The sequence below is a fragment of the Rufibacter ruber genome (assembly GCF_014138425.1).
GTDB classification, from domain to species: Bacteria; Bacteroidota; Bacteroidia; order Cytophagales; family Hymenobacteraceae; genus Nibribacter; species Nibribacter ruber_C.
The window spans coordinates 126,107-147,869 of sequence record NZ_JACJIQ010000001.1; the positions used below are offsets into that span (position 1 = coordinate 126,107).

General features: G+C 53.7%; 20 protein-coding genes. 13 read left to right on the forward strand and 7 right to left on the reverse strand.

Annotated elements, in window-relative coordinates:
- Position 1: 1 nt before the first annotated feature.
- A complete protein-coding gene (gene folB / locus FHS90_RS00490; RefSeq protein WP_182511173.1) occupies positions 2-361 on the forward strand; it encodes a dihydroneopterin aldolase in 360 nt (119 codons plus the stop codon).
- 98 nt (positions 362-459) lie between these two features.
- On the opposite strand, the gene FHS90_RS00495 is transcribed toward folB, so the two are convergent.
- The 3 genes from FHS90_RS00495 to FHS90_RS00505 form a co-directional block, all read right to left on the reverse strand.
- Entirely contained in the window at positions 460-765 is a 306-nt protein-coding gene (locus tag FHS90_RS00495; protein ID WP_066838055.1) for a type II toxin-antitoxin system RelB family anti-toxin, read from the reverse strand.
- Positions 746-1,093 (reverse strand): type II toxin-antitoxin system RelE/ParE family toxin, encoded by a 348-nt coding sequence (locus FHS90_RS00500; protein WP_182511174.1) that lies wholly within the window; start codon positions 1,091-1,093, stop codon positions 746-748. Before FHS90_RS00500 ends, FHS90_RS00495 begins: the two co-directional genes overlap by 20 nt.
- A 137-nt stretch (positions 1,094-1,230) precedes the next feature.
- Positions 1,231-3,690, reverse strand: coding sequence for a penicillin-binding protein 1A (locus tag FHS90_RS00505; protein ID WP_182511175.1), 2,460 nt, complete (start codon positions 3,688-3,690; stop codon positions 1,231-1,233).
- Between the two features lie 497 nt (positions 3,691-4,187).
- On the opposite strand from FHS90_RS00505, the gene FHS90_RS00510 reads away from it, so the two are divergent.
- The 3 genes from FHS90_RS00510 (at position 4,188) to FHS90_RS00520 (ending at position 5,783) form a co-directional block, all read left to right on the forward strand.
- Positions 4,188-5,237, forward strand: coding sequence for an LLM class flavin-dependent oxidoreductase (locus tag FHS90_RS00510; RefSeq protein WP_182511176.1), 1,050 nt, complete (start codon positions 4,188-4,190; stop codon positions 5,235-5,237).
- 49 nt (positions 5,238-5,286) lie between these two features.
- Complete coding sequence (locus FHS90_RS00515; protein WP_066838050.1) at positions 5,287-5,508, forward strand: hypothetical protein; 222 nt, start codon at positions 5,287-5,289, stop codon at positions 5,506-5,508.
- Positions 5,509-5,615: 107 nt separating this feature from the next.
- Positions 5,616-5,783 carry a hypothetical protein gene (locus tag FHS90_RS00520; RefSeq protein ID WP_169818146.1) on the forward strand — a complete coding sequence of 56 codons (168 nt, stop codon included), beginning with the start codon at positions 5,616-5,618 and terminating at the stop codon, positions 5,781-5,783.
- A gap of 169 nt (positions 5,784-5,952) precedes the next feature.
- Here the strand turns inward: FHS90_RS00520 and FHS90_RS00525 are convergent, their stop codons facing one another.
- The 3 genes from FHS90_RS00525 to FHS90_RS00535 all read right to left on the reverse strand — a co-directional run bounded on the left by FHS90_RS00525 (position 5,953) and on the right by FHS90_RS00535 (position 7,475).
- Complete coding sequence (locus tag FHS90_RS00525; RefSeq protein WP_182511177.1) at positions 5,953-6,705, reverse strand: DUF72 domain-containing protein; 753 nt, start codon at positions 6,703-6,705, stop codon at positions 5,953-5,955.
- A gap of 129 nt (positions 6,706-6,834) precedes the next feature.
- A complete protein-coding gene (locus FHS90_RS00530) occupies positions 6,835-7,206 on the reverse strand; it encodes a magnesium citrate secondary transporter (RefSeq protein ID WP_182511178.1) in 372 nt (123 codons plus the stop codon).
- The gene (locus FHS90_RS00535; protein ID WP_182511179.1) at positions 7,179-7,475 is read right to left on the reverse strand and encodes a hypothetical protein; all 297 of its coding nucleotides are present in this window, start codon (positions 7,473-7,475) and stop codon (positions 7,179-7,181) included. The genes FHS90_RS00530 and FHS90_RS00535 overlap by 28 nt, the downstream gene beginning before the upstream one ends.
- Positions 7,476-7,619: 144 nt before the next feature.
- On the opposite strand from FHS90_RS00535, the gene FHS90_RS00540 reads away from it, so the two are divergent.
- The 9 genes from FHS90_RS00540 (at position 7,620) to FHS90_RS00580 (ending at position 20,841) form a co-directional block, all read left to right on the forward strand.
- Complete coding sequence (locus FHS90_RS00540) at positions 7,620-8,651, forward strand: quinone-dependent dihydroorotate dehydrogenase (protein WP_182511551.1); 1,032 nt, start codon at positions 7,620-7,622, stop codon at positions 8,649-8,651.
- An 866-nt stretch (positions 8,652-9,517) separates the two neighbouring features.
- Positions 9,518-12,175: an FtsK/SpoIIIE family DNA translocase gene (locus FHS90_RS00545; RefSeq protein ID WP_182511180.1), complete on the forward strand. Its 2,658-nt coding sequence runs from the start codon at positions 9,518-9,520 to the stop codon at positions 12,173-12,175.
- 31 nt (positions 12,176-12,206) lie between these two features.
- The gene (gene lolA1, locus FHS90_RS00550; RefSeq protein ID WP_182511181.1) at positions 12,207-12,860 is read left to right on the forward strand and encodes an outer membrane lipoprotein periplasmic chaperone LolA1; all 654 of its coding nucleotides are present in this window, start codon (positions 12,207-12,209) and stop codon (positions 12,858-12,860) included.
- A 988-nt stretch (positions 12,861-13,848) separates the two neighbouring features.
- Positions 13,849-14,679: an orotidine-5'-phosphate decarboxylase gene (pyrF, locus tag FHS90_RS00555; RefSeq protein WP_182511182.1), complete on the forward strand. Its 831-nt coding sequence runs from the start codon at positions 13,849-13,851 to the stop codon at positions 14,677-14,679.
- Positions 14,680-15,015: 336 nt separating this feature from the next.
- Positions 15,016-16,308, forward strand: a complete 1,293-nt coding sequence (locus FHS90_RS00560) for a DUF2851 family protein (RefSeq protein WP_182511183.1) — start codon at positions 15,016-15,018, stop codon at positions 16,306-16,308.
- Complete coding sequence (locus FHS90_RS00565; protein ID WP_182511184.1) at positions 16,305-17,591, forward strand: hypothetical protein; 1,287 nt, start codon at positions 16,305-16,307, stop codon at positions 17,589-17,591. The genes FHS90_RS00560 and FHS90_RS00565 overlap by 4 nt, the downstream gene beginning before the upstream one ends.
- Before the next feature lie 132 nt (positions 17,592-17,723).
- Positions 17,724-18,356, forward strand: a complete 633-nt coding sequence (locus FHS90_RS00570; protein ID WP_066839614.1) for an acetyltransferase — start codon at positions 17,724-17,726, stop codon at positions 18,354-18,356.
- Between the two features lie 314 nt (positions 18,357-18,670).
- Positions 18,671-19,639 carry an oxygen-dependent tRNA uridine(34) hydroxylase TrhO gene (gene trhO, locus FHS90_RS00575; RefSeq protein WP_066839606.1) on the forward strand — a complete coding sequence of 323 codons (969 nt, stop codon included), beginning with the start codon at positions 18,671-18,673 and terminating at the stop codon, positions 19,637-19,639.
- Positions 19,640-19,977: 338 nt separating this feature from the next.
- Entirely contained in the window at positions 19,978-20,841 is an 864-nt protein-coding gene (locus tag FHS90_RS00580) for a nucleoside phosphorylase (protein WP_182511185.1), read from the forward strand.
- Between the two features lie 550 nt (positions 20,842-21,391).
- On the opposite strand, the gene FHS90_RS00585 is transcribed toward FHS90_RS00580, so the two are convergent.
- Entirely contained in the window at positions 21,392-21,685 is a 294-nt protein-coding gene (locus FHS90_RS00585; protein ID WP_066837796.1) for a hypothetical protein, read from the reverse strand.
- Positions 21,686-21,763 lie beyond the last annotated feature (78 nt).

Genomic DNA, 21,763 nt, shown 5'->3' on the forward strand with positions numbered 1-21,763 from the left:
TATGGGGCAAGTCGCGCTGGAAGGCATGGAGTTCTACGCCTACCACGGTTTTTATGACGAGGAGCAGAAGATTGGCAACCGCTACCGCATTGACCTCTACATAGAGGCAGACCTGGAGGAGGCCTCCATTTCTGATGACCTGTCTAAAACGGTAGATTATGAAAAGCTCTACCAGATTGTGCAGCGCGAAATGAACCAGCCCGCCCGACTCCTGGAGCACTTAGGCCACCGCATCTTAGAGGGCGCTTTTCAGGAGTACCCGCACCTGGAACACGTCAAAGTGCAGGTGTCTAAGTACAACCCTCCGTTGGGCGGCGTAATTCTCCGGTCAAAGATTACCTTAGAGAGAAGTAAAGCATAAAGCGTTTTCGGCCTGTTTTGGCCAAAAGAGGCCGAAAACGGAAATAGATAAGAAAGCCTCACCTGTTGGAAACGGGTGAGGCTTTTTGATTTGAGGCATTACAATTTTATTGATAGTTCTAGTTGGCCGCCTAGGCCTAGCTCAATGATTTTTTTCAAAGTGGAGAGACGCACTTCTTTGATGTTATTCTCAATTTTAGAAATATAGGATTTTGTAGTTCCAATCTTTGCGGCAAGTTCTGCCTGGGTCAATCCCTTTTCAAGTCTTGCCTCATGAATGAGCGCTCCTATTTTGAAATTTTCATATCCGGCTTCTAACTCATCACGTCTTTCGGTTCCCACCTGTCCAAAGTGCTTCTCCTTGAACTGGTCCAGGGTTATGGTGTTATTTTCTTTCCTGTTCATATTCTTCTTTTATTCTTAAAGCCTTTTCTATTTCCTGTTTTGGCGCTTTTTGTGTCTTTTTTTGAAATCCATTCATGATGACAACTAAGCGGCCTTGGTCAAAGAAGCAGAAAATCCGGAAGATGTCACTCCCTTGTTGTACACGAACCTCATAGAGCCCAGTTGTACTCTCAATATGTTTAAGATACGTTTCAGGCACACGTTCCAATTCTTCTATCAGGTCAAACGTCCAGATGATTTTGGCTTTGACTTTTTCTTTCTGCTTGAGAAAAAACTCCTCAAAGTAGTTTTTATAGAAAATAATTTGCCGATGCCTCTGCTTTTTCACGAAGTGAAGATATGAAAAGTTGCCCTAAAGTGAAACTAGTTGTTTCGAAATATCTCAAGCTAAAGTTATAAGTCCAGGTAATGGGCATTTTAAGCTTATTTCATCAAATCCTTACTTACAGCCTATTCCCTCTCCTCCTAATCTCTCCCCCGGCCTCTCCCTCTACCGCGTTCCCGCTTCTCCAGCTTTTCCTCCAAATCCCGCTGCCAGTCCTTTTCTTTGTCCTTCTTCTTGCCCTTGCGCTTGAACAGGTCCTTTATTTTTCGGCCGGTACGTTCAAAAAAGTCGTCTATGCCTCTTTCCTCCACAGGGGCCAACACCACCGGCGGCTGGTAGGGCGGACAGTTCAGGAAACTCTGCAACATGGGCGGGAGCGGCGAGAAGCGGCTGTAGGCGTAGCGGCGGTAGTCGCGGTCTTTGACCAGTAGCTCATAGAAACTGCCCCAGATAGGCAGGGCCGTGTTGGCTCCGCCGCCCTGCTCCAAGTCCCGGAACCGGATTCTGCGGTCTTCACCGCCCACCCAGGCCCCGGCCACCAGATCAGGGGTGAAGCCAATAAACCAACCATCGGCGTGCGATTGCGTGGTACCGGTTTTGCCGGCAATGTCCATGTTCAGGCGGTAATCGCGGCGCAGGCGGCGGCCGGTTCCCTGTTCCACCACGCTCTGGAGCATGGGCCGGAGCAGAAGCACTGTTTGGCGGGACAGAATCTGCCTTCCGCGGGCGGGGGTGGTTTTGTCCAGCAGCACGCGGCCCTGGCGGTCTACAAGGCGCAATAAATAAGTGGGCTCTACCTGGTAGCCGCCGTTGGCGAAGGTGGCATAGGCAGTGACCATTTCCAGCAGACTGGCATCGGCGGTGCCGAGGGCAAGGGCCGGGGTTTCCTTCATCTCCTCTTTCATACCCAGGTTCTTGGCCAGGGAAATGACAGACGGCAGCCCCACCTGCAAGGCCGTATTCACCGCCACCGTATTCACCGAATGGGTTAACGCCCCCTGCATGGAATACGCGCCGCCGTATTTCTCATCTGCATTGCGGGGCGACCAGTTGTCAAACTCGGGGAACACGCGGCGGTCATTGGGGAAGTAGGAGCACGGTGAGATGCCGCGTTCCAGGGCGGCGGCGTACACAATGGGTTTAAACGTAGAACCCACCTGCCGCTTTGACCGCACGTGGTCATACTTGAAGTGGGTGTGGTTCATACCGCCCACCCAGGCTTTGATATACCCCGTTTCGGGTTCCATGGCAATGAAGCCGGCCTGCAGGTAGCGCAAATGGTGCCTGATGGAGTCTAACGGGCTAAGGGTTTTAGTGACCGCACCGCTGTACCGGAAGATGCTCATTTTGCGCGGCGTGTTGAAGGCTTCATCTATTTCTCTGTCTGATTTTCCGGCGGCTTTGAGGCGTTTGTAGCGCAGACTACGTTCTTTGGCCGCTTTCAAAATATCAGGCTGGCCTGACCAAGGGAGTTTCCGGCCCCAGTGTTTGTCAAACGCGAGCTGCAGGGCGTACATGCGCTGCTTGAGAGCAGCCTCGGCATGGCGCTGGGCACGGCTGTCCAGAGTGGTGTAAATCCTGAGGCCGTCAGAGTAGAGGTTGTACTTCTCTCCATCGGGCTTTTCCTGCTGGCTGGCCCAGCGGGTGAGCTCCTCGCGCAGGTGCTCCCTGAAATACGTAGCCAGACCGCTGTTGTGGGAGTAGACGTTGTAGGCCAGCTTCAGCGGAAGCTGTTGCAGCGAATCTTTCTGCGCGGGGGTGAGGTAGCCGTACTTGGCCATCTGCGCCAGCACCACGTTCCGGCGCTGCTTAGACCGCTCAGGGTACAGCTTGGGGTGGTACGAGGTGGTGCCTTTCAGCAACCCGATGAGCACGGCCGCCTCCTCTATTTTCAGGGAATCTGCCGAGGTGTTGAAAAACCGCCGCGCCGCCGATTCAATCCCGTACACGTTGCCGCCCATGGGCACCGTGTTCAGGTAGAGTTCCAGCACCTCCTGCTTGTTATAGACCGCCTCAAACCGCTTAGCCAGAATAATCTCGCGCATCTTGTTCACGGGCATAGACAGAAAGCCCAGGTTCTTGCGCGGGAACAGGTTTTTGGCCAGCTGCTGCGACAGGGTGCTTCCGCCGCCGGAGTTTTCCTCTTGCAGGAGCAAAGATTTAATGAACACGCGGCCCAGGCTTTGGTAGTCCACGCCGTTGTGCTCGTAGAAACGGGCGTCTTCGGTGGCCACCAGCGCCTGCACCACCGGTTCAGCAATCTGGTCATATTTGATGTTGGTGCGGTCCTGAATGAAAAAACGGCCAATTAAGACACTGTCAGCGGTATAGACTTCAGAGGGCATGCTGTTCTGCACGGCCTTGAGTTGCCGTTTAGTGGGCAGCCACCCAAACAACCCAAAGTACACCGACAGGTAGAACAGGAAAAACACCAGAAAACCCGCCGCTGCCGTCTTGCCAATGACCCGCAGCCAGCCTTTTTTGTCCAGCTTCCGCCAGTACGTCAAGGTTAGTTTCTCCCCGTGCCGCGCCAGCCACCGCTTGCGGCGGGTATTGAGCCAAACAGAAAGAGCACCAAAGTAGGAGTTGAAAAGCGGCATGCGGTAAGTACGTGGTCAACTTAGTCAGGGCTATGCTTACCCCAATGATACTGCCAAGGTTACACCGTTTCCGGGCTACTTTTCCCAAATTAGCCGTAAAACAGATATGGTGCAGCGGCTTACGCCGAAGACGGGAGGTACTCTTAAAGTCTCTCTCCTCACGCTGTCATCCTGAAAGGAACTTGGTTGCGAACGGTCAAGGCTTTTGCTACTACGCTTTTCTAGTTCGCTCACGAGATTCTTCCAGAATGGAAATATGGGAAGGAGGAAAGTCGATGAAGCTTTTGGCTTCAGAAGGGGAACGGCGGAATATGGCGCAAGCGTCCGCTTGTGCCAACTTCACAGAGCAATGCGTGCGGTCACAAGCGGACGCTTGCGCCATGGAAAGCCAACTCGCAACCAACTGTATTTTCCGTTTTTAAGCTGTTTTTCTGAAAACAGGCCGAAAACAGGAAGCGCATGAGTAAACGCTTGTAACAACTTGAACTGAAACTGACATGGCAGAGACCAGAAAGATAAAATTGAGCGTGCTGGACCAGTCACCGGTGCGGGAGGGCGGCACCGCCGAACAGGCGTTGCAGGAAACACTGCAGTTGGCGCAGTTGACCGACAGATTGGGCTACCACCGCTACTGGGTGTCTGAGCACCACAACACGCTGGGTCTGGCCGGGCCTGCGCCCGAAGTCCTGATTCCGCACCTGGCGGCGCAGACCAAACATTTGCGCATTGGCTCGGGCGGCGTGATGCTGCCGCACTACAGCGCCTTAAAAGTGGCTGAGAATTTCAGGCTGCTGGAGGCGCTCTACCCCAACCGCATTGACCTGGGCATTGGCCGGGCGCCCGGCACCGATAGAAAAACGGCCGCGCTGCTCAACCCCTACAACCTTTTCAACGAGCAGGATTTTATTGAGCAGCTAAGAGACATAGACCGCTACCTGCAAGACGGCATTGGCGGCGAATTTACGGCAGAGGTGAAGGTCACACCCCGCTCAGCCACGGCCCCGGAGCGTTGGCTGTTGAGTTCCAGCGGGCAAAGCGGCGTGTTTGCGGCGCATTTTGGGATGGGTTTCTCGTTTGCGCACTTCATCAACCCCAACGGCGGGGCCGAAACTATGCGCGCCTACCAGTCCCGGTTCAGCCCGTCAACTTTACTGAAGCAACCTGCCGGCAACTTTGGGATATTTGTGATTTGTGCAGACACCCAGGAACGCGCCGAGGAACTGCAGCTTTCCATGGACATGCTCATGCTGCACATCAGGCAGGGGAAATCAGGCGGCGTGCCGTCGTTAGAGAAAGCCAGGGAATTCTACGCAGACCTCACCCCAGACGAGCTGGCGCAGGTGCAGTACAACCGCCAACGCGCCGTCTTCGGAACGCCAGAACAGGTGAAGACCCAACTGGATATACTGGCCGAGGAGTATAATGTAGAGGAGATAGTGGTGGTGACCATCACCCATGATTTCCAGGACCGCCTGCGCAGCTATGAACTGCTGGCGGGGGCGTACGGGCTGGAGCCTAGGATTGGGCAAAACTTTCAATCCCAGTAAATTCATTTCCGTAGATTTGTTGCATAGAGACCTACAACCTGATTAGAATATGGAACAGCGGGTGATTACAGTATTGAGCAGGGTAGAGTACCCAAAACCAGGAAACAACCAAGTCTCCACCAATGATACCACCAGTCAAATTTCCCATTTTTTAGACAATGGGTTTTATATCCAGACGGTGGCCACGCAGCTGAGCCTGGGGGTTGATGAAGGTACGCGGCAGAACGGCATCCTGGCCACTACCTATTTGTTGGTTCGGGAGAATGACTAAGGGCCTTTTTCGGCTTTTAAGCCAGTAGTTGGTTGTATAGGGAAAACTATCGTCAGACCAGACCAAAATTTTCCGGTTACCGCGGTTATTTATGCGTACCTTACAGGATGGAAGAAAATTTATATCCCAATGGGGCGGAAGTGTACGCGAAGACGAATCCGGAAGTGAAATTAGTGGTGCGGCGGTATGCGAAGCGGGTGTATTACTGCACTGAGCCGGGAAAACCCACCCAATCTGATAAGGTGTTTTACGAGCGGGAGCTCATGGTGCGCTAGAGGCGGGTAAAAAAAATAGTCAAGTACAGGAGCAGCTACAGGTTTACCTACTTGTAGCTGTTTTTTGTTAAAAAAATCTCTGGCCCTAGTTCCCTGAGGAACACCAGTTGAATCCCGCCTTTTCTGTTTTCGGCCTGTTTTCTGAAAAACAGACCAGAAACGGCTCTTCTTATGCCGTGGGGGTTCCCGTTCTCACCATTGCCTGCAGCGTAAGGGCATTGAACGCGGCGTAGCCGTTCTGGTCATTGTCAAAGTACACATACACATCTTTCCCGTCATTGGCCCATTGGTGGCATTTGTTGGCCCACCACTCCATAGCGCTGTCTGGGTAGCTGCCCTGGTACTTGTTCAAGGTAGGGCCGTGCAGGCGCACGTACACAAAATCTGCGGTCACCTCCAGCGGCGACATATGCCCGGCCAGCTCATAAATACAGAACGCATGGTGGTGCTGCCTTAGCAGGTCGTAAATCTCGGGGTGGTACCACGTGGGTTCCCTAAACTCAAAGGTGTAGCGGTGGTACGGCGGGAGGGCCTGCAGAAAATCCCGGAACCGCTCCACGTTCACCCGCCACGCCGGGGGCAGCTGAAACAGAATTGGCCCCAGCTTTTCCTCCAGCGCCTGCGCATTGCCCAGAAACTGCGCCAGTCCCTGCTGCGGCTCCTTCAGCTTTTTCATGTGGGTGATGTAGCGGCTGGCTTTCACGGCAAACAGGAAATCATGGGGTACGCTCGCCCGCCAATTCGCAAAAGTTTCGGCCGAAGGCAGACGGTAGAAGGAGTTGTTGATTTCTACAGTGTTGAGGAATTGGATGTAGTGCCTGGTGAAGTCCTTGGAGGCCATGCCCGCCGGGTAGAAGTTGCCTTTCCAGTACGGGTAGTGCCACCCAGACGTGCCAATGTAAATGGTTCCTTTCTCCTGCATAGCCTGATTATACCGTTGCGGGCAGCCTGAGGTTATGGGTGCGTTTTGGCGCTGTTTTCACGAAAACAGGCCGAAAACGGAAAGGCGTATTTTCTCCATTCTTGGAACTCAGCCTGCCCAAAACGGAATTCACCTGTTCAAAAACCTATAGAAAATCCATCCGCCCAAGGCGTACAACCCCGCATCTACCCCATCACCGGTATAACGCGGCAGGAATTGCGGGAAGAACACCTCAAACGCCAGGGCGAAGTAGAGCACCGTAAACAGCACGTGGTATTTGGAGAACCGCACTTGGTGGCCGTAGAAAAACCGCATCACCAACAGCGTCACGGTGAGCACCAGCGGGAGGCAGAGCAGGTCATCCAGGTAAAACCGCACCCACGCCGGCCTGGGCAGCTCCAGCCAGCGCCAAACCCAATGCCCCAGGTACACCACAGCCAGCCCCCAGAACAGCGGGCTAAGGGTTGGCCAAACTAACCGGCCAGCACCGCGATGAGCCATAAGAGAAAAGACACCACGCCCACAAAAGTCAGCTGAAATCCCAGGCCAATCCGTTTAAAAAACTTGGTATACCACGGGTCTTCTGGGTTGATTTGGATGAAATCTACCGTGAAACGCTCCTTTTCTTCCTGTTTCCGTAGGGACTGCGCCTGTTGGCGGGCCAAAGCGTCTGGGGCCAGAATTCCCTGGCAGTGCTCGCAGCGGTCATGGGGGCTTTGGTTCCAGGCAGACCATTGGCCGCAATGGGGGCATTTTTTACTGGCGTTCATAGGCGCAAGGCTGATGGGTGTCTTTTATCCTACGGAAAAAACCTTGGTTTTTGTTCAGAAAAGAGAGTTGACCACGCTAAGGTAAAGACGAAGGGCCAACAGGCAAGCCATTCTTTTTTATCTTTGCCCAAACCTACTGCCGCCGTGTACAAAGAACTCCTAAGACCGCTCCTTTTCAAACTAGACCCTGAGAACGTCCATCATCTCACTACCTCGGCGCTTAAAACGGCCTACCAGCTGCCCCTGGCCAAAACCATCAGCAAAAACCTGTTTCAGGTAGAGGACAAACGCCTGGAGCGGAAGGTCTTCGGGCTCACGTTCCCCAACCCGGTGGGCTTGGCCGCGGGGTTTGACAAAGACGCCCGCATGATTGACGAGTTCGCTGAATTGGGCTTCGGGTTCATTGAGATTGGCACGCTCACGCCCAAACCACAAAGCGGAAACCCCAAACCGAGGTTGTTCCGGTTGCCGCAAGACGGGGCCATCATCAACCGCATGGGCTTCAACAATGAGGGCGTGGAGAAAGCCGTGGAGCGGCTGCGCAGCCGGAAAAGCAACGTCATTGTGGGCGGAAACATAGGTAAGAACAAAGTCACGCCAAACGAACAGGCGCTGCAGGATTATCTCCTGTGTTTTGACGCGCTGTATGACGTGGTAGATTATTTTGTGGTGAACGTGAGCTCGCCCAACACCCCAGATTTGCGCGCGCTACAGGAGAAAGAACCGCTGCTTGAGCTGCTGAGCAACCTGCAAAACCGCAACCAAGGCAAAGCTCGGCCCAAACCGCTGCTCCTCAAAATTGCCCCAGATTTGAATCACGCCCAGTTAGATGATATTGTGGAGATTGCCGTGCAGACCAATCTCTCCGGCGTCATCGCCACCAACACCACCATCAGCCGGGCCGGTTTGCAGACTTCGGCGCAAGCCGTAGAAGCCATTGGCATGGGCGGCCTCAGCGGAAAACCATTGACCCACGCCTCTACTGAAGTCTTGAAATATCTGCGCCAGAATCTGCCTGAGCAAGTGCGGTTGGTAGGCGTGGGCGGCATCATGACCCCCGAAGATGCTTTAGAAAAGCTCAACGCCGGTGCCGATCTGGTGCAGCTCTACACCGGTTTCATTTACGAAGGCCCCAGCCTGATTAAACGCATCAACCAGCGGCTGTTGCAGAAATAGTTGGCGGCGGTTTTCTGTTTTTGGGCTGTTTTGCGAAAAACAGGCCAAAAACGGCGCTGAATTTATTCTGCGAGATAGGGTACTGTAGCGTCGTGGCACTGACACGACGTGTCTCCATGAAACGAATACGCCGCCCAAAAGAACAAACCAGCCATCAGGGATAATAAGGGTAATAGGTGCCGGTGCCTGACCTGCTGCGGAGAACCACGTCGTGTCAGTGCCACGACGCTACAGATACGTTTTTCGGCCTGTTTTCGCCAAAACAGGCCGGAAACAGAAAGCCAGGATGTTTTGCTGTTCGGGATTTGCAATCCGCCTCAGGCAGAGAAAAGGGGATTGCAAATCCCCATAGTACCTCCTTCCGGATTGCAAATCCGGAAGAGCGGGGGAAGGCCGTTGAGCGGCTGCGCCGTCGGAAAAGCAAGGTCATTGTAGACGGAATCTGCTATCTGCAATTCGGGAGTTCAACTCCCGAATTGAACTGCTGCGGAGTTCTACTCCGCTGGCTGCCATGTGCAAAAGCCGGGCAGGCGCAAAAGAAGGGGAGTAGAACTCCCCGGCAGGAAGTTTGCGGAGTAGAACTCCGCAAAAGCAGGGTAGAACTCTGCAAAAGCAGGAGCTAAACATACATTCTCCTCCTTGGAGAGGTAGGGGTGGGTTTCACTTCTGCAGAGGTACACTCACCAACAAAACTTATCCCGTTTTCGGCCTGTTTTCGTCAAAATACGCCGGAAACGAGAACTCAAACCACAGCCCTGCTGGGACGGGTAACTTAGCAATATCCCTATATACAGAAGAGCAGATACTGGAAGAATCTTGTCGGCAGATTGCCTGAAAAAATGTAGATTTGAGGTTTGGAGATTGTCATGGCAACGAATACATATAAACGCGAAGTAGGGAATGTGCCCCGGCCTAAAAATGCGCCGCGGGTCCAGAATGAGCCGAAGGGAAGGACAGAGACGCGCGCGCCCAAAGAACCCAAGGAGCCTAAAACCAGGAAGCCGTTTCCCAAGCCGCAGCTTTCCTTCAATTTTGTGAAAGACCGCCGCTTGCAGCTGGGCGTGGGGTTCTTTTTCCTGCTATCAGCGTTGTACCTGGCCATTGCCTTCGTGTCTTTCCTGTTCACCGGCACCGCCGACCAGAGCGTGGTAGAATCGGTGACGGCCGCTGAGGTGAAGGAGGCCGGGCTGGAGTCTGAAAACTGGCTGGGTCTGTTCGGGGCGTGGGTGTCAGATTATTTCATCAACCGCTGGTTTGGGGTGGCCTCGTTCTTTTTCATTCCCATCATCTTTTTCATTGGCTACAAAATCGTCTTCCGGCGCACTACGGTCACGTTTTCATCGGTGGTCACGCTTTGCCTGTTCGGGCTGCTGTGGGGCACCGTGACCACCGGCTACGTGGTCTTGGTTGGGAACGTAGTAGATAAATTGAGCTTTCTGAGCGGCGCCATCGGGTTTGAGTCGGCTATCTGGTTGCAGAGTCTGTTAGGCTGGGGAACCGGGCTGCTGCTGGCGTTTCTGTTGGTGCTGTTCGTGATTTTCTTCTTCAATATCACCACCATTGGGCGTTCCAGAACTTCCGCCACGGCGGAGGACGAAACGTCTGAAAAGAAAAATGCCCCGTTTGCCACGTCAGAAGCGGGCGTATACGCCTCCCCAAGTGTGGGCATGAACCACCTGAGCAACCCATCGGGCACGTTTGAGGACGAAGAAGAAGAGGAAGAAGAAAACGCGTTCCCGGCGCCGTTTGCCGTGCAGGAGCAGGAGGAAGAGGAGGAGCAGGAATTTGCCTCGGCGTACGCCGAAGAAGAAAACGAGCCGGAGGAAGACCTGTTTGAAGTGAACGAGTTGCCGGTAACGCCCAAAATGACCACACCGGTTAGTTCGCTGCCGTTGTCTTTAGAGCTTGAACAGGACGAGGACGTGCTCATTCAGGAGCCCGAGGCCGAGCCGGAGCTGGATTTAGCCGTGCAGAAAGTGGCCGAAGAAGAGGAATCTGACGAGCTGGTGAGCGAAAACTACGACCCCACCTTAGATTTGCCGCGCTATCAGTACCCGTCTATTGACCTGCTCATTGACTACGGCGTGGGCAAAGTGCAGGTGACCAAAGAAGAACTGGAGGCCAACAAAGACAAGATTGTGGAGACGCTGGGGAACTACAGCATCGGCATCGCCAGTATTAAAGCCACCATTGGCCCTACCGTGACGCTGTATGAAATTGTGCCGGACGCGGGCGTGCGTATCTCCAAGATTAAGAGCCTGGAAGATGACATCGCGTTGAGTTTGGCTGCCCTTGGTATCCGTATTATCGCGCCCATTCCGGGCAAAGGAACCATCGGGATTGAGGTGCCGAACAAGAAGAAGGAGATGGTGTCCATCAAATCTATCCTGAGCACCGAGAAGTTCCTAAAAAGCGAGATGGATTTGCCCATTGCCTTCGGGAAAACCATCACCAATGAGGTGTTTATAGCAGATTTGGCCAAAATGCCGCACTTGCTCATGGCCGGGGCTACGGGTCAGGGTAAATCGGTGGGGTTGAATGCTATTTTGACCTCCTTGCTGTACAAGCGTCACCCGTCACAGTTGAAGTTTGTGTTGGTAGACCCTAAGAAGGTAGAATTGTCTCTGTTCAACAAGATTGAGCGCCACTTTTTGGCCAAACTGCCCGACACCGACGAGGCCATCATCACCGACACCAAGAAGGTGGTGAACACGCTGAACTCGCTCTGTATGGAGATGGACCAGCGCTATGATTTATTGAAAGACGCCGGGTGCCGGAACTTGAAGGAATACAACCTGAAATTCGTAGAGCGCCGCCTGAACCCCAAGAAGGGTCACCGTTTCATGCCGTTCATTGTACTGGTGATTGACGAGTTAGCCGACTTGATGATGACCGCCGGGAAAGAGGTGGAAACCCCAATTGCCCGTCTGGCGCAGCTGGCCCGGGCCATCGGGATTCACCTGGTGGTGGCTACGCAGCGGCCAAGTGTGAACGTGATTACGGGTATCATCAAAGCCAACTTCCCGGCGCGTATTTCCTTCAAGGTAACGTCTAAAATTGACTCCCGCACCATTCTGGACACCGGCGGCGCTGACCAGTTGATTGGCCAAGGTGATATGCTTTTCTCGCTGGGTTCAGACCTAATTAGGGTGCAGTGTGCATTTGTAGATACGCCCGAAGTTGACCGCATTTGCGAATTCATTGGCGAGCAGCAGGGCTATTCAGATGCCTACCTGTTGCCAGAATTTGTGGGGGATGAAGGCGGCAATGACAAAGCTGACTTTGACCCGAGCAACAAAGACGCCATGTTTGAAGAGGCCGCCCGTATTGTGGTCACGCACCAACAGGGAAGTACCTCGCTCCTGCAGCGCCGCCTGAAACTGGGCTACAACCGCGCCGGCCGTTTAATTGACCAACTGGAGGCCGCCGGCGTGGTGGGTCCGTTTGAAGGCAGCAAGGCGCGTGAGGTTTTAATTCCAGATGAATACAGTTTGGAACAGTTATTGAATAACATGGATTCGTAACCACGAATCCATTTATTTTAAAAGATAGACCATGAAACGATTCTTTTCCCTTCTGCTCGCTTTGTTCGCTGTGGTACAGTTTACCAGCGCGCAGAATAACTCCAAAGACCCCGCCGCCCAAAAGGTGTTGGACGCCATGAGCAAGAAATACCAAGCCATGAACGCCTTTAAAGTTAATTTCACGCAGACCCTGGAAAGCCCGTCGGCCAAGGTGAAGGAAAACATGACTGGTGATATTACCGTGGCCGGCAATAAATTCAGACTGGCGGTGGCCGGACAGGAAGTCATCAACAACGGCTCTACCATCTGGACGTTTATGAAAGACGTGAACGAGGTGACCGTGTCTGACTATGACCCCGAGGAAACCGAGATGACGCCCAGCCAGATTTACAACCTCTACAAAAAAGGCTATAAGTACGTGTACGCCGAAGAGGCCAAAGAAGGCGGCGAAGCCGTACACGTGATTGACCTCTCGCCCGAAGACCGGGACAACCAAGTCTACAAAGTACGGCTGCACATCAGCAAGAAAGACCACTCCCTGAAATCCTGGAAAATGTTCCGGAAGAACGGCAACCGCTACACCTACACAGTGAAGAAGTTCACCCCCAATCCGCCGGTAACCGCCAGCACCTTCGCGTTTGACAAGAGCAAATACAAAGGGGTAAAAGTAGTAGACCTGCGGTAGCTAGTAGCACGTATCACGTATCAAGACAAAAGGCTCCTGCTGAAAAGCGGGAGCCTTTCTGTTTTCGGGCTGTTTTGGCCAAAACAGCCCGAAAACGTAAACGGCGCCGTTCCTTCTCCCTCTGGGAGAAGGCTAGGATGAGGGCGGGGCAGTTGAAGTAGTAAGGACCTTGGCACAGACGCTCGCAGGTCCTCCGGACACTACGAGGTCATTGGAGCAAGCGGTACTGCATGGGCAAGCGAAGAAAACCCTCCCCCTCCAGGGAGGGGAATAATCTGCAATGCGTGTCCTCCTGTGTAAACATCCCCCTTCGCCCCCTTCAAAGGGGGAGTATCTGGTAGCGTTACAAGGCACGGAAGTAACTTCCGCGCCATAGAGGAGCTATAGAGGGCAGAAGTAAGGTGAGGCTGCCGCCCCATGGAAGCTGAAAGCTTCCACCATTATAGGTCCAAGTTGGAAACTTGAACCAGAGAAAGTGGCAAACAAGCAGCAATGAACAATGAACAATCAACACTTCTGCTAGTGGCACCTCTGTAAACTAGCACTTCTGCCCTTGGCTGATGTGCGCAGCACGGGCCCGCCTCAGGCTAGCGGATCTGCAACGGTTACCTGCAGAGGCAGACAGAGCAGCACAAGCAGTAACAGCAGTGCTCACCGCCAGGACGGGGCCCCGCGGCCGTGAGCGCTTACCGGAAAAGATGAAACAACACAGTGAGTGAGGCACTGAATAAAGTGGAACTTCCAAGGGAACATCGGACTACGCTACACATTCTAACTGCAGCAACAGGATCTTTGAAAAGAGTTTATCACTTAGGCACTACCGCACCAACCGCCACCGCCAAGGGAACAGCGAACTACGCATGCTGCGTACGCAGAACCAGATACGGCAGCGTCCATCTCAGAAAAGAGAAACCTGTTTTCGGCCTGTTTTTGCCAAAACACGCCAAAAACACCTTAGCTTTGCGTTACCTCCCAACACTTTCACACCATGACCAGACAACAGCTTTTTGAGCAAATCCAGCGCAAGCGTTCCTACCTGTGCATTGGCCTGGACACTGATATCAAGAAAATACCGCAGCACCTGCTGCAGCACGATGACCCCCTCTTTGAGTTCAACCGCCAGATCATTGAAGCCACCGCAGATCTGTGCGTGGCCTACAAACCCAACATCGCCTTCTATGAGGCCCACGGGCCGAAGGGCTGGGTGAGCCTCCAGAAAACCCTGGACGTGATTCCGCAGGATATTTTCACCATTGCCGACGCCAAGCGCGGCGACATTGGCAACACCTCTGAGCTGTACGCGCGGGCGTTTTTTGACCAGATGAACTTTGATTCTATTACCGTGGCGCCGTACATGGGCATAGATTCAGTTTCGCCGTTCCTGAACTTCCCCAACAAGTGGGTGATTCTGCTGGCACTTACCTCCAACCCCGGGCACGAGGATTTCCAACTGTTAAGCGTGGTCTCAGAAGGCAAGTCCTATTTTCTGTTTGAGAAGGTGCTGCTGAACAGCCAGGAGTGGGGCTCTGCCGAGAACATGATGTACGTGGTAGGCGCCACCCGCTGCGACTACGTAGAGCGCATCAGAGAACTGGTGCCCGACCATTTCCTGCTAGTGCCGGGCGTGGGCGCCCAGGGCGGAAGCCTGGAGGAAATCTCTAAATACGGCATGAACAAAGAGTGCGGCTTGTTGGTTAATTCGGCCCGCCAAATTATTTACGCCTCCAGCGGCGAAGACTTCGCCGAGAAAGCCCGCGAAGCCGCCTTGCAGGTACAGCAGGAAATGGACCGGTTCCTGAATGAGTATCTGCCAATTTAAAAAAAGCCTCAAGACAATTGTACAACCGATTGGGGCGCGGAAGTTACTTCTATTCTTTGCAGATACTCCCCCTTTGAAGGGGTCAAAGGGGGATGTTGACACCTGCCGGTCCACGCATTCCTGAGAATTCCCCTCCTTGGAGGGGCAGGGGTGGGTTCCATACGGTTGCCACCGCATTATCGCCAGTTCTCAAGACCTCGCAGGGGTTAGCAGACCTGCAAGCGTCTGCACCAGTTTCCGTTTTCGGCCTGTTTTCCCAAAAACAGGCCAGAAACGGGAACAGCTTTTCCAGTGCTTCTGCGTAAGAACAGGAGGGTTAACATGCTGTTCCTGTTTATGAAAGAAGACTTCCTGCATTACGTCTGGCAATACCAATACTTCAAGAAGGAGCAGCTACAGACGTCTGCGGGAGAGTCTGTTACGGTATTACACCCCGGTTTTTACAACAAGGCAGACGCCGGGCCAGATTTCTCTGCGGCCCGCATCAAAATAGGCGATACCGAGTGGGTGGGCAGCGTGGAAATCCACCTTGACGCCTCAGACTGGCGGCGGCACCGGCACCAGCAAGACGCCAAATACAACCAGGTGGTGCTGCACGTGGTCTGGGAGAATGATGAACCGGTACAGCGCGAGGAGGGAAGCCCCATGCCCACCTTGGTGCTGAAAGGCCGGGTGGCGTTGCCGCTGCAGAACCAGTACCAGGAGCTGCTCTGGAGCGAACAAACTATTCCCTGCGCCGCCCAGGCCCCTGCCGTTGACTCCATTTTCAAATCTGCTATGCTGGACAAAACCCTGCTGGAACGGCTGGAACTCAAAGCCAGTCTGGTGCTGGCACGCATGGAGCAAAGCAGGCAGGACTGGGAAAGCACCGTCTACCAGACCCTGGCCGCCGGGTTCGGGTTCAAGATTAACCAGGAGGGTTTTCTGCAGCTGGCACAGGCGCTCCCGTGGCAGGTGGTGAAAAAATACCGGCCAAGGCCGAAGCAGTTGGAGGCGCTGGTCTTTGGGCAGGCGGGACTGTTGAATGCTGCTACAGATGATTATCTTGTTGAACTGGCAAAGGAACACCACTACCTGGCGCACAAGCATAGTTTGCCCGCGCCGCTGCCCATGAGTTCCTGGAACATGCTGCGGCTGCGGCCCGCCAATTTTCCGGCGGTACGGTTGGGGCAGTTTCTGGCGGTGCTGTTGGCGCAGGAACATTTGTGGGCCAATCTGGTAACCTGTGAAACCGGGGAGGATTATTTCAATTACTTTCGGCAGGCGCCGCCAAAGTACTGGCAGGAACATTACGGCCCGGCAAAACCATCGGCGCAGCCGTTCCCCGCGTTGGGTGACGACAGCGGGCAGGGGCTGCTCATCAATGTTGTGGCCCCGTTGCTGGTGGCCTACGCCCGTAGGTTCGGCAACGCCGCGTACCAGGAGAAGGCGGTGGGGCTGTTGGAAGGCCTGAAGAAAGAGCAGAATAAAATCACGCGGGTGTACGCTGGGCTGGGCTTCCCGCACGGTTCGGCCGCCGATTCGCAGGCGTTGATTCAGCTCTTCCACGCCTACTGCTCTCCCCGGAAATGCTTACATTGCACCGTTGGGCACCGCCTGCTCAAAAAGAACCTCACGTCGTCTGCATGAACCCGCTGCTGAATTGGCTCCATCCTCCGGTTTTCTGTCTGCTGGTGTACGGGCTGTGGCGTCTGGGCGACGGTAAGCAGCGGAACCTGGTGTTCTGGGCTTCGTTAGTCTTCAAGCTTTGCTGCGGCCTTTTGCTGGGCTGGCTGTACCAGCGCCACCTGCACGGCGGCGATACCTGGGAATATCACCGCCAGGCGTTGCCTTTGGTAGAGTTGGCCAAAACCCACCCCCAACAGTATCTCCGGTTTCTGTTTCTGAATGAGGTGCAGGGATTTTCCACCTCGTTTGCTCCCTATTCTAACTCTTTCTTTTTCCTGAAGCCCTTGAGTCTGCTGTACCTGCTCACGGGTAGCTCCTACTGGGCCAGCGGGTTGTATTTTTCACTTTTCAGCTTTGCCGGGTGCTGGTTTCTGGTGAGGCAGGTTCAAAAGTTTTACCCCGCCTACGGTACGGCGGCGGTGCTGGCGTTCCTGTTCTTCCCCAGCGCCTTATTCTGGACCAGCGGCGTTTTTAAGGACAGTATTTTGATGGGCAGCCTTTGCTTTGCCGTGGGCTTTTGCCTGCAACTAACATATGCCCACCGCCTCCGGGAAAGCGGCAAAATTCTGGCGGGGCTGCTGCCGGCCGTGTATCTCTTCTGGAAGATTAAGTTTTTCCTGGCGGCGGTGCTGGTAGTGCTGCTGGGTACTTTTCTCCTGGTGGTCTGGCTTCGCCGAAGGATGCGTTGGCTGCAGTCTGGCTGGCGGCAGTTTCTGCTTTGGATCACCCTTTTGGGGATGGGGGCCGCCGGGGCTACTTTCGCACACCCTACTTTCAACTTGGGTTTCTTTGCCCGGCATGTGCTTTGGAACTACAGGAATATTCTGGCCGCCTCTGACCCGTCTAAACCACATCTTTTGTTCCCAGACCTGGAACCTGCTGTGCCTTCTCTGGTGCAGCACGCCCCTGAGGCGGTGGTGCAGATGCTGGTGCGACCGTTTGTGTGGGAGGGAGGCCCCATATTTTACCGGTTGGCAGGGCTGGAGAATCTGTTGATTCTGGCGCTGCTGCTGCTCACAGTAGTTCACTTACTAAAGACGAAGAAGTTGCCCCCATTGCCTTCGTTCCTGGCCGTACTGTTGGTTTTCTTTGTGATCAGTGCGGTGCTGGTGACCTTGCCCACGCCCAACCTGGGTTCCCTGCACCGCTACCGTGCCCCGCTGCTGCCGTTTTTCCTGATGGTGGTGCTGGCCTGGGGGCCTATCCCGGGGTGGTTCGCCTGGCTGCAAAAGCGCCGGGGCTAACGTATTCATTTTCTTTTGACTATTTTTGCAAGTTGTTTCCGTTTTCGGCCTGTTTTCAGAAAAACAGCCCGGAAACAGAACTACCTGAACCGCCTGTGCGCAAGGTTCAGCCAAACAAAAAACCAAGAGAAAATGCAGAATCCGGTAATCATATTAGGGGCCCAGGAACTGGGCGTGCTGGCGCTAGACGCCTTCCAGAGCAACGACGTGGTGGTGTATTGTTTTTTAGACGACCAGGTGGCGCTGCAGCAGAAAGAGGTGAACGAAATCACCGTGATGGGTAACACTGAAGACGAGAACATTCTCAAGCTCCTGGGCAAAAAGTGCGACGTGTTTGTGGCCGCCGAAGACACCGCCGCCCGCAAAAGCCTCACCAAAATGCTCAAGGAAGACTACAAAGTAGTGCCGGTGAACGCCATTCATAAGTTCAGCTACGTGTCTGAGCATGCCTGGCTGGGGCACGGCAACTTCATTCAGGCCGGGGCCATTGTCAACTCCAACGCCAAACTGGGCGATAACTGCCTCATCGGGTCTAGGGCCGTGGTAGATGCCAACGCCGTGCTGGGAGACCACGTCACCCTGGGTGCCGGGGCCATGGTAAATCCGGGCGTCACCATCGCCGAAGGCGCTTTCATTGGCACCGGGGCCGTGGTGGTGTCTGGCGTGAAGATTGGCAAGAACGCCCGCGTGGGCGCAGGGGCCGTGGTCGTGGCTGATGTACCCGCCAAGCAAACGGTGTTCGGGAACCCCGCGAAGCCTGTGTAGGACCTCACCCCCGGCCCCTCTCCCACGGAGAGGGGAGCTCAGCTTTTACGCTAGGTTGTCTTTACTGCTGTTTTTGCCCATTTTCATTTCTCCTCAAAGGCTTTGCATTCAATATGTTTTTGGTCTGTTTCAGCCAAAACAGTCCCAAAACGCAAGTATGGAGCTCCCCTCTCCGTGGGAGAGGGGCCGGGGGTGAGGTGATAACTATCATTTTCTGTTTCCGGGCTGTTTTTTCTAAATTCGCACCAAAACAGAAAAGCTGTTGTTGCTCACTCATTAGCACATTGTCAACACTTAGTCTGAAACTAAGCCGTATGAAAAAGTACAGTATCTTACTCTATTACCACTACACCAAGATTGAAGACCCGGAGCTGTTCCGGGAGGAGCACCATCTGCTGTGTCTTAAACTCAACCTGCTGGGCCGCATCATTGTGGCCGCTGAGGGGTTGAACGGCACCGTCTCCGGCCTGGTGGAAGACTGCGAAGCCTACATGGCCGCCGTAAAAGCCGACCCGCGGTTTGAAGGCATTGATTTCAAGGTAGACTACTCTGATGAACACGCCTTCACCAAACTGCACGTTCGGCACAAGCCCGAGATTGTGCACGCGGGCCTCAGAAACATTGACCCTACTGAACGCACGGGCGTGCATTTGTCGCCGCAGGAGTTCAAGGAGATGAAAGACCAGGAAGACGTGGTCATTCTGGACGTGCGCTCAGACTACGAGCATAGCATGGGTAAATTCAAGAACGCCGTTACTCTTGATATTGAGAACTTTAGGGAGTTCCCAGAGAAGCTGGACGAGCTCAAGGAGAAGTATGACGGCAAGAAAATTCTGACGTACTGCACCGGCGGCATCAAGTGCGAGAAAGCCAGCGCGTTCCTACTGGAGAAAGGCTTTGAGAACGTGTACCAGCTGCACGGCGGCATCATTAAATACGGCATGGAAGCCGGGGGCGAAGACTTTGAGGGCAAATGCTACGTCTTTGACAACCGCGTGGCCGTTGACGTGAACAAGGTGAACCCCGTGGTGATCTCCAGGTGCCATGTTTGTAACACGCCTTCGGCGAGAATGGTGAACTGCGCCAACCCGCACTGCAACCTGCACGTGCCCATCTGCGAAAGCTGCGGCACCAAAATGGACGGCGCCTGCTCCACCACCTGCCAGGAACACCCCGACAAGCGCCCGTATGACGGCACCGGCTACTACCAGAAGAACACCAACGGCTACAACCCGTACAAAGGCTTGAACCGCCGCAAGACGGAGCAACCCAAGGCCGTATAAAGAAAAGATTTTGTGACGGGAGCGCCTGATGTTGCTTTGCATGAGCAGCACCAGGCGTTTTTGTTTTGTATTGCCCAGACGTATGAGAAAGTACCTGGCAGTAATAACCAGACACTCTATTTTTGTCATTCTGGAAGAATCTAGGCGGCGAACGGTAGTGGCAAATAGTAAATGCTTCTCTGTTCGCCCACTGTTCCCTAAGTTTCTTTCAAAATGGCAAAATGCATAAATGTTGTTGTGCTTTTACTTTCCTTCGGCCTTGGGCCGAAATAAATAGCAAGTTCCATTTTCCGCCAACGGCGGAAGTAAAATGATTCCACCACCAAAAACTATGAACTATGGCCCGTATCCCGGAGTCTGAACTGATTTTGAACCCAGACGGCAGCATCTACCACCTCAACCTGCTGCCCGAGATGATCTCTGACACCATCATCACGGTGGGCGACCAGGACCGCGTGGCCCGCGTGAGTCGGCATTTTGATTCTGTGGAGGTGCAGGTGGCCAAGCGCGAGTTTGTGACCCATACCGGCTACTATAAAGGCAAGCGCATCTCTGTGGTCTCAACCGGCATTGGCACCGACAACATTGACATTGTGCTCAACGAGTTGGACGCGCTGGTGAACATAGATTTTGTGAGCCGCGAGCCGGTAGAGGCCGAAGACCGTATCTCGTTGAAAATTGTACGCATTGGCACGTCAGGGTCGTTGCGGGAGGAAATTCCGCTGGGCAGTCACCTGGCCACCGAATATTCTATGGGGCTGGACACGCTCATGCAGTTCTACCCGCTCATGGAAACCGGCTTCGAGACCGAGATAGCCGTGCAGCTGCAGCTGGCGCTGGGCATTGGGTTTTTGCCGTACTGCGTGAAAGGGTCAGATTTGCTGCGCGAGCAGGTGGGCAAAGACATGATCATTGGCAACACGTTCACCTGCCCCGGTTTCTACGCCCCGCAGGGCCGGCTGCTGCGCCTGCAGCCCAAGCTGGAAGATGTGATTGGCAAAATGCAGGCGTTTGAATACGACGGGGTGCGGTTCACCAACTTTGAGATGGAGACGGCCGGTATCTACAGCCTGGGCCGCTTGCTGGGCCACGAGGTGCTGTCTGTGAACGCCATTGTGGCCAACCGCATCACCCACCAGTTCGCCGAGAACCCGGACCAGATCATTGATGACATGATTGTGAAGGTGCTGGACAGAGTTTAATTTTCTGTTTTCGGGCTGTTTTGGCCAAAACAGCCCGAAAACAGAAAAGTTTACCTTGCCCGCCGCTGGCGAGTGTGCGGTTCCTTCGGCCAGAGGCCGAAGGAGGGAGTTATAATAAGAAAGGACTAGAACTTCTTCTAGAATAACAGGAGAAATGTGAATCCCTGTTCTTGTCTTGAACCCATGTCCGCATCCGGAAATATTTTATTCTCCTGTCATCCTGAAAGGATCTTGTGGGCGAACGGCAGTGGCTGTTAGCCAAACGCTATTCTTGTTCGCCACCTAGATTTTTTCCAGAATGACAAAAGGGCAGTCAAGGTTCTATTGATTATTTATTCAAAGCGGCTAGATACCCGGGTTGTCTCTAGCGGTTAATGGCGTAAGCGGCTTGTGCCTCTGCCTGCTGAACTGTTACTTCTGTTTTAGGGCTATTTTTTCCAAAACAGGCCGAAAACAGAAAACAGCTTTCTCCCCACATATTTCGTCTAATTAAAAAGCGCCTCTGGTACATGAACCGGAGGCGCTTTTTGTTCAACCTTATTTCAGAAAGTTAGAAGAACTCCACTGAAAGAATAGCCGTGGTAGGAATGGTCACGCCAGATTTGATGGTGGTGAATTCCTTGTCGGCTTGCCAGATGGTGGTCTGCACGCGTAGAATATCGCCGGTGGCTACCTGGAAGGAAAGTTCTACTTTGCCCTGGTAGCCGTTGCCCAAACGGCTGGCGCGTTCCAGGTCATGCTGGCGTCTAACTTTGGCTTCTTTATCAGAGAGAACATCGTCTTGTCCAAACTGCAGCTGCGGAATAATTTCCTTCTCTATTAATTGGTGGGTGGTGGTGCTCATGGTCTTGTTGTTTGGTGGTAGTCTGTACTTCAATGAAACAAGAATTTGTTATAAATGCAAGCTTTTTAGCAGGCAATA

Excerpts from the sequence above, each read along its gene's own strand:
- folB (WP_182511173.1), top strand. The coding sequence starts at position 2 with ATGGGGCAAGTCGCGCTGGAAGGCATGGAGTTCTACGCCTACCACGGT.
- FHS90_RS00495 (WP_066838055.1), bottom strand. The coding sequence starts at position 765 with ATGAACAGGAAAGAAAATAACACCATAACCCTGGACCAGTTCAAGGAG.
- FHS90_RS00505 (WP_182511175.1), bottom strand. The coding sequence starts at position 3,690 with ATGCCGCTTTTCAACTCCTACTTTGGTGCTCTTTCTGTTTGGCTCAAT.
- FHS90_RS00510 (WP_182511176.1), top strand. The coding sequence starts at position 4,188 with ATGGCAGAGACCAGAAAGATAAAATTGAGCGTGCTGGACCAGTCACCG.
- FHS90_RS00515 (WP_066838050.1), top strand. The coding sequence starts at position 5,287 with ATGGAACAGCGGGTGATTACAGTATTGAGCAGGGTAGAGTACCCAAAA.
- FHS90_RS00520 (WP_169818146.1), top strand. The coding sequence starts at position 5,616 with ATGGAAGAAAATTTATATCCCAATGGGGCGGAAGTGTACGCGAAGACG.
- FHS90_RS00525 (WP_182511177.1), bottom strand. The coding sequence starts at position 6,705 with ATGCAGGAGAAAGGAACCATTTACATTGGCACGTCTGGGTGGCACTAC.
- FHS90_RS00530 (WP_182511178.1), bottom strand. The coding sequence starts at position 7,206 with ATGGCTCATCGCGGTGCTGGCCGGTTAGTTTGGCCAACCCTTAGCCCG.
- FHS90_RS00535 (WP_182511179.1), bottom strand. The coding sequence starts at position 7,475 with ATGAACGCCAGTAAAAAATGCCCCCATTGCGGCCAATGGTCTGCCTGG.
- FHS90_RS00545 (WP_182511180.1), top strand. The coding sequence starts at position 9,518 with ATGGCAACGAATACATATAAACGCGAAGTAGGGAATGTGCCCCGGCCT.
- lolA1 (WP_182511181.1), top strand. The coding sequence starts at position 12,207 with ATGAAACGATTCTTTTCCCTTCTGCTCGCTTTGTTCGCTGTGGTACAG.
- pyrF (WP_182511182.1), top strand. The coding sequence starts at position 13,849 with ATGACCAGACAACAGCTTTTTGAGCAAATCCAGCGCAAGCGTTCCTAC.
- FHS90_RS00560 (WP_182511183.1), top strand. The coding sequence starts at position 15,016 with ATGAAAGAAGACTTCCTGCATTACGTCTGGCAATACCAATACTTCAAG.
- FHS90_RS00565 (WP_182511184.1), top strand. The coding sequence starts at position 16,305 with ATGAACCCGCTGCTGAATTGGCTCCATCCTCCGGTTTTCTGTCTGCTG.
- FHS90_RS00570 (WP_066839614.1), top strand. The coding sequence starts at position 17,724 with ATGCAGAATCCGGTAATCATATTAGGGGCCCAGGAACTGGGCGTGCTG.
- trhO (WP_066839606.1), top strand. The coding sequence starts at position 18,671 with ATGAAAAAGTACAGTATCTTACTCTATTACCACTACACCAAGATTGAA.
- FHS90_RS00580 (WP_182511185.1), top strand. The coding sequence starts at position 19,978 with ATGGCCCGTATCCCGGAGTCTGAACTGATTTTGAACCCAGACGGCAGC.
- FHS90_RS00585 (WP_066837796.1), bottom strand. The coding sequence starts at position 21,685 with ATGAGCACCACCACCCACCAATTAATAGAGAAGGAAATTATTCCGCAG.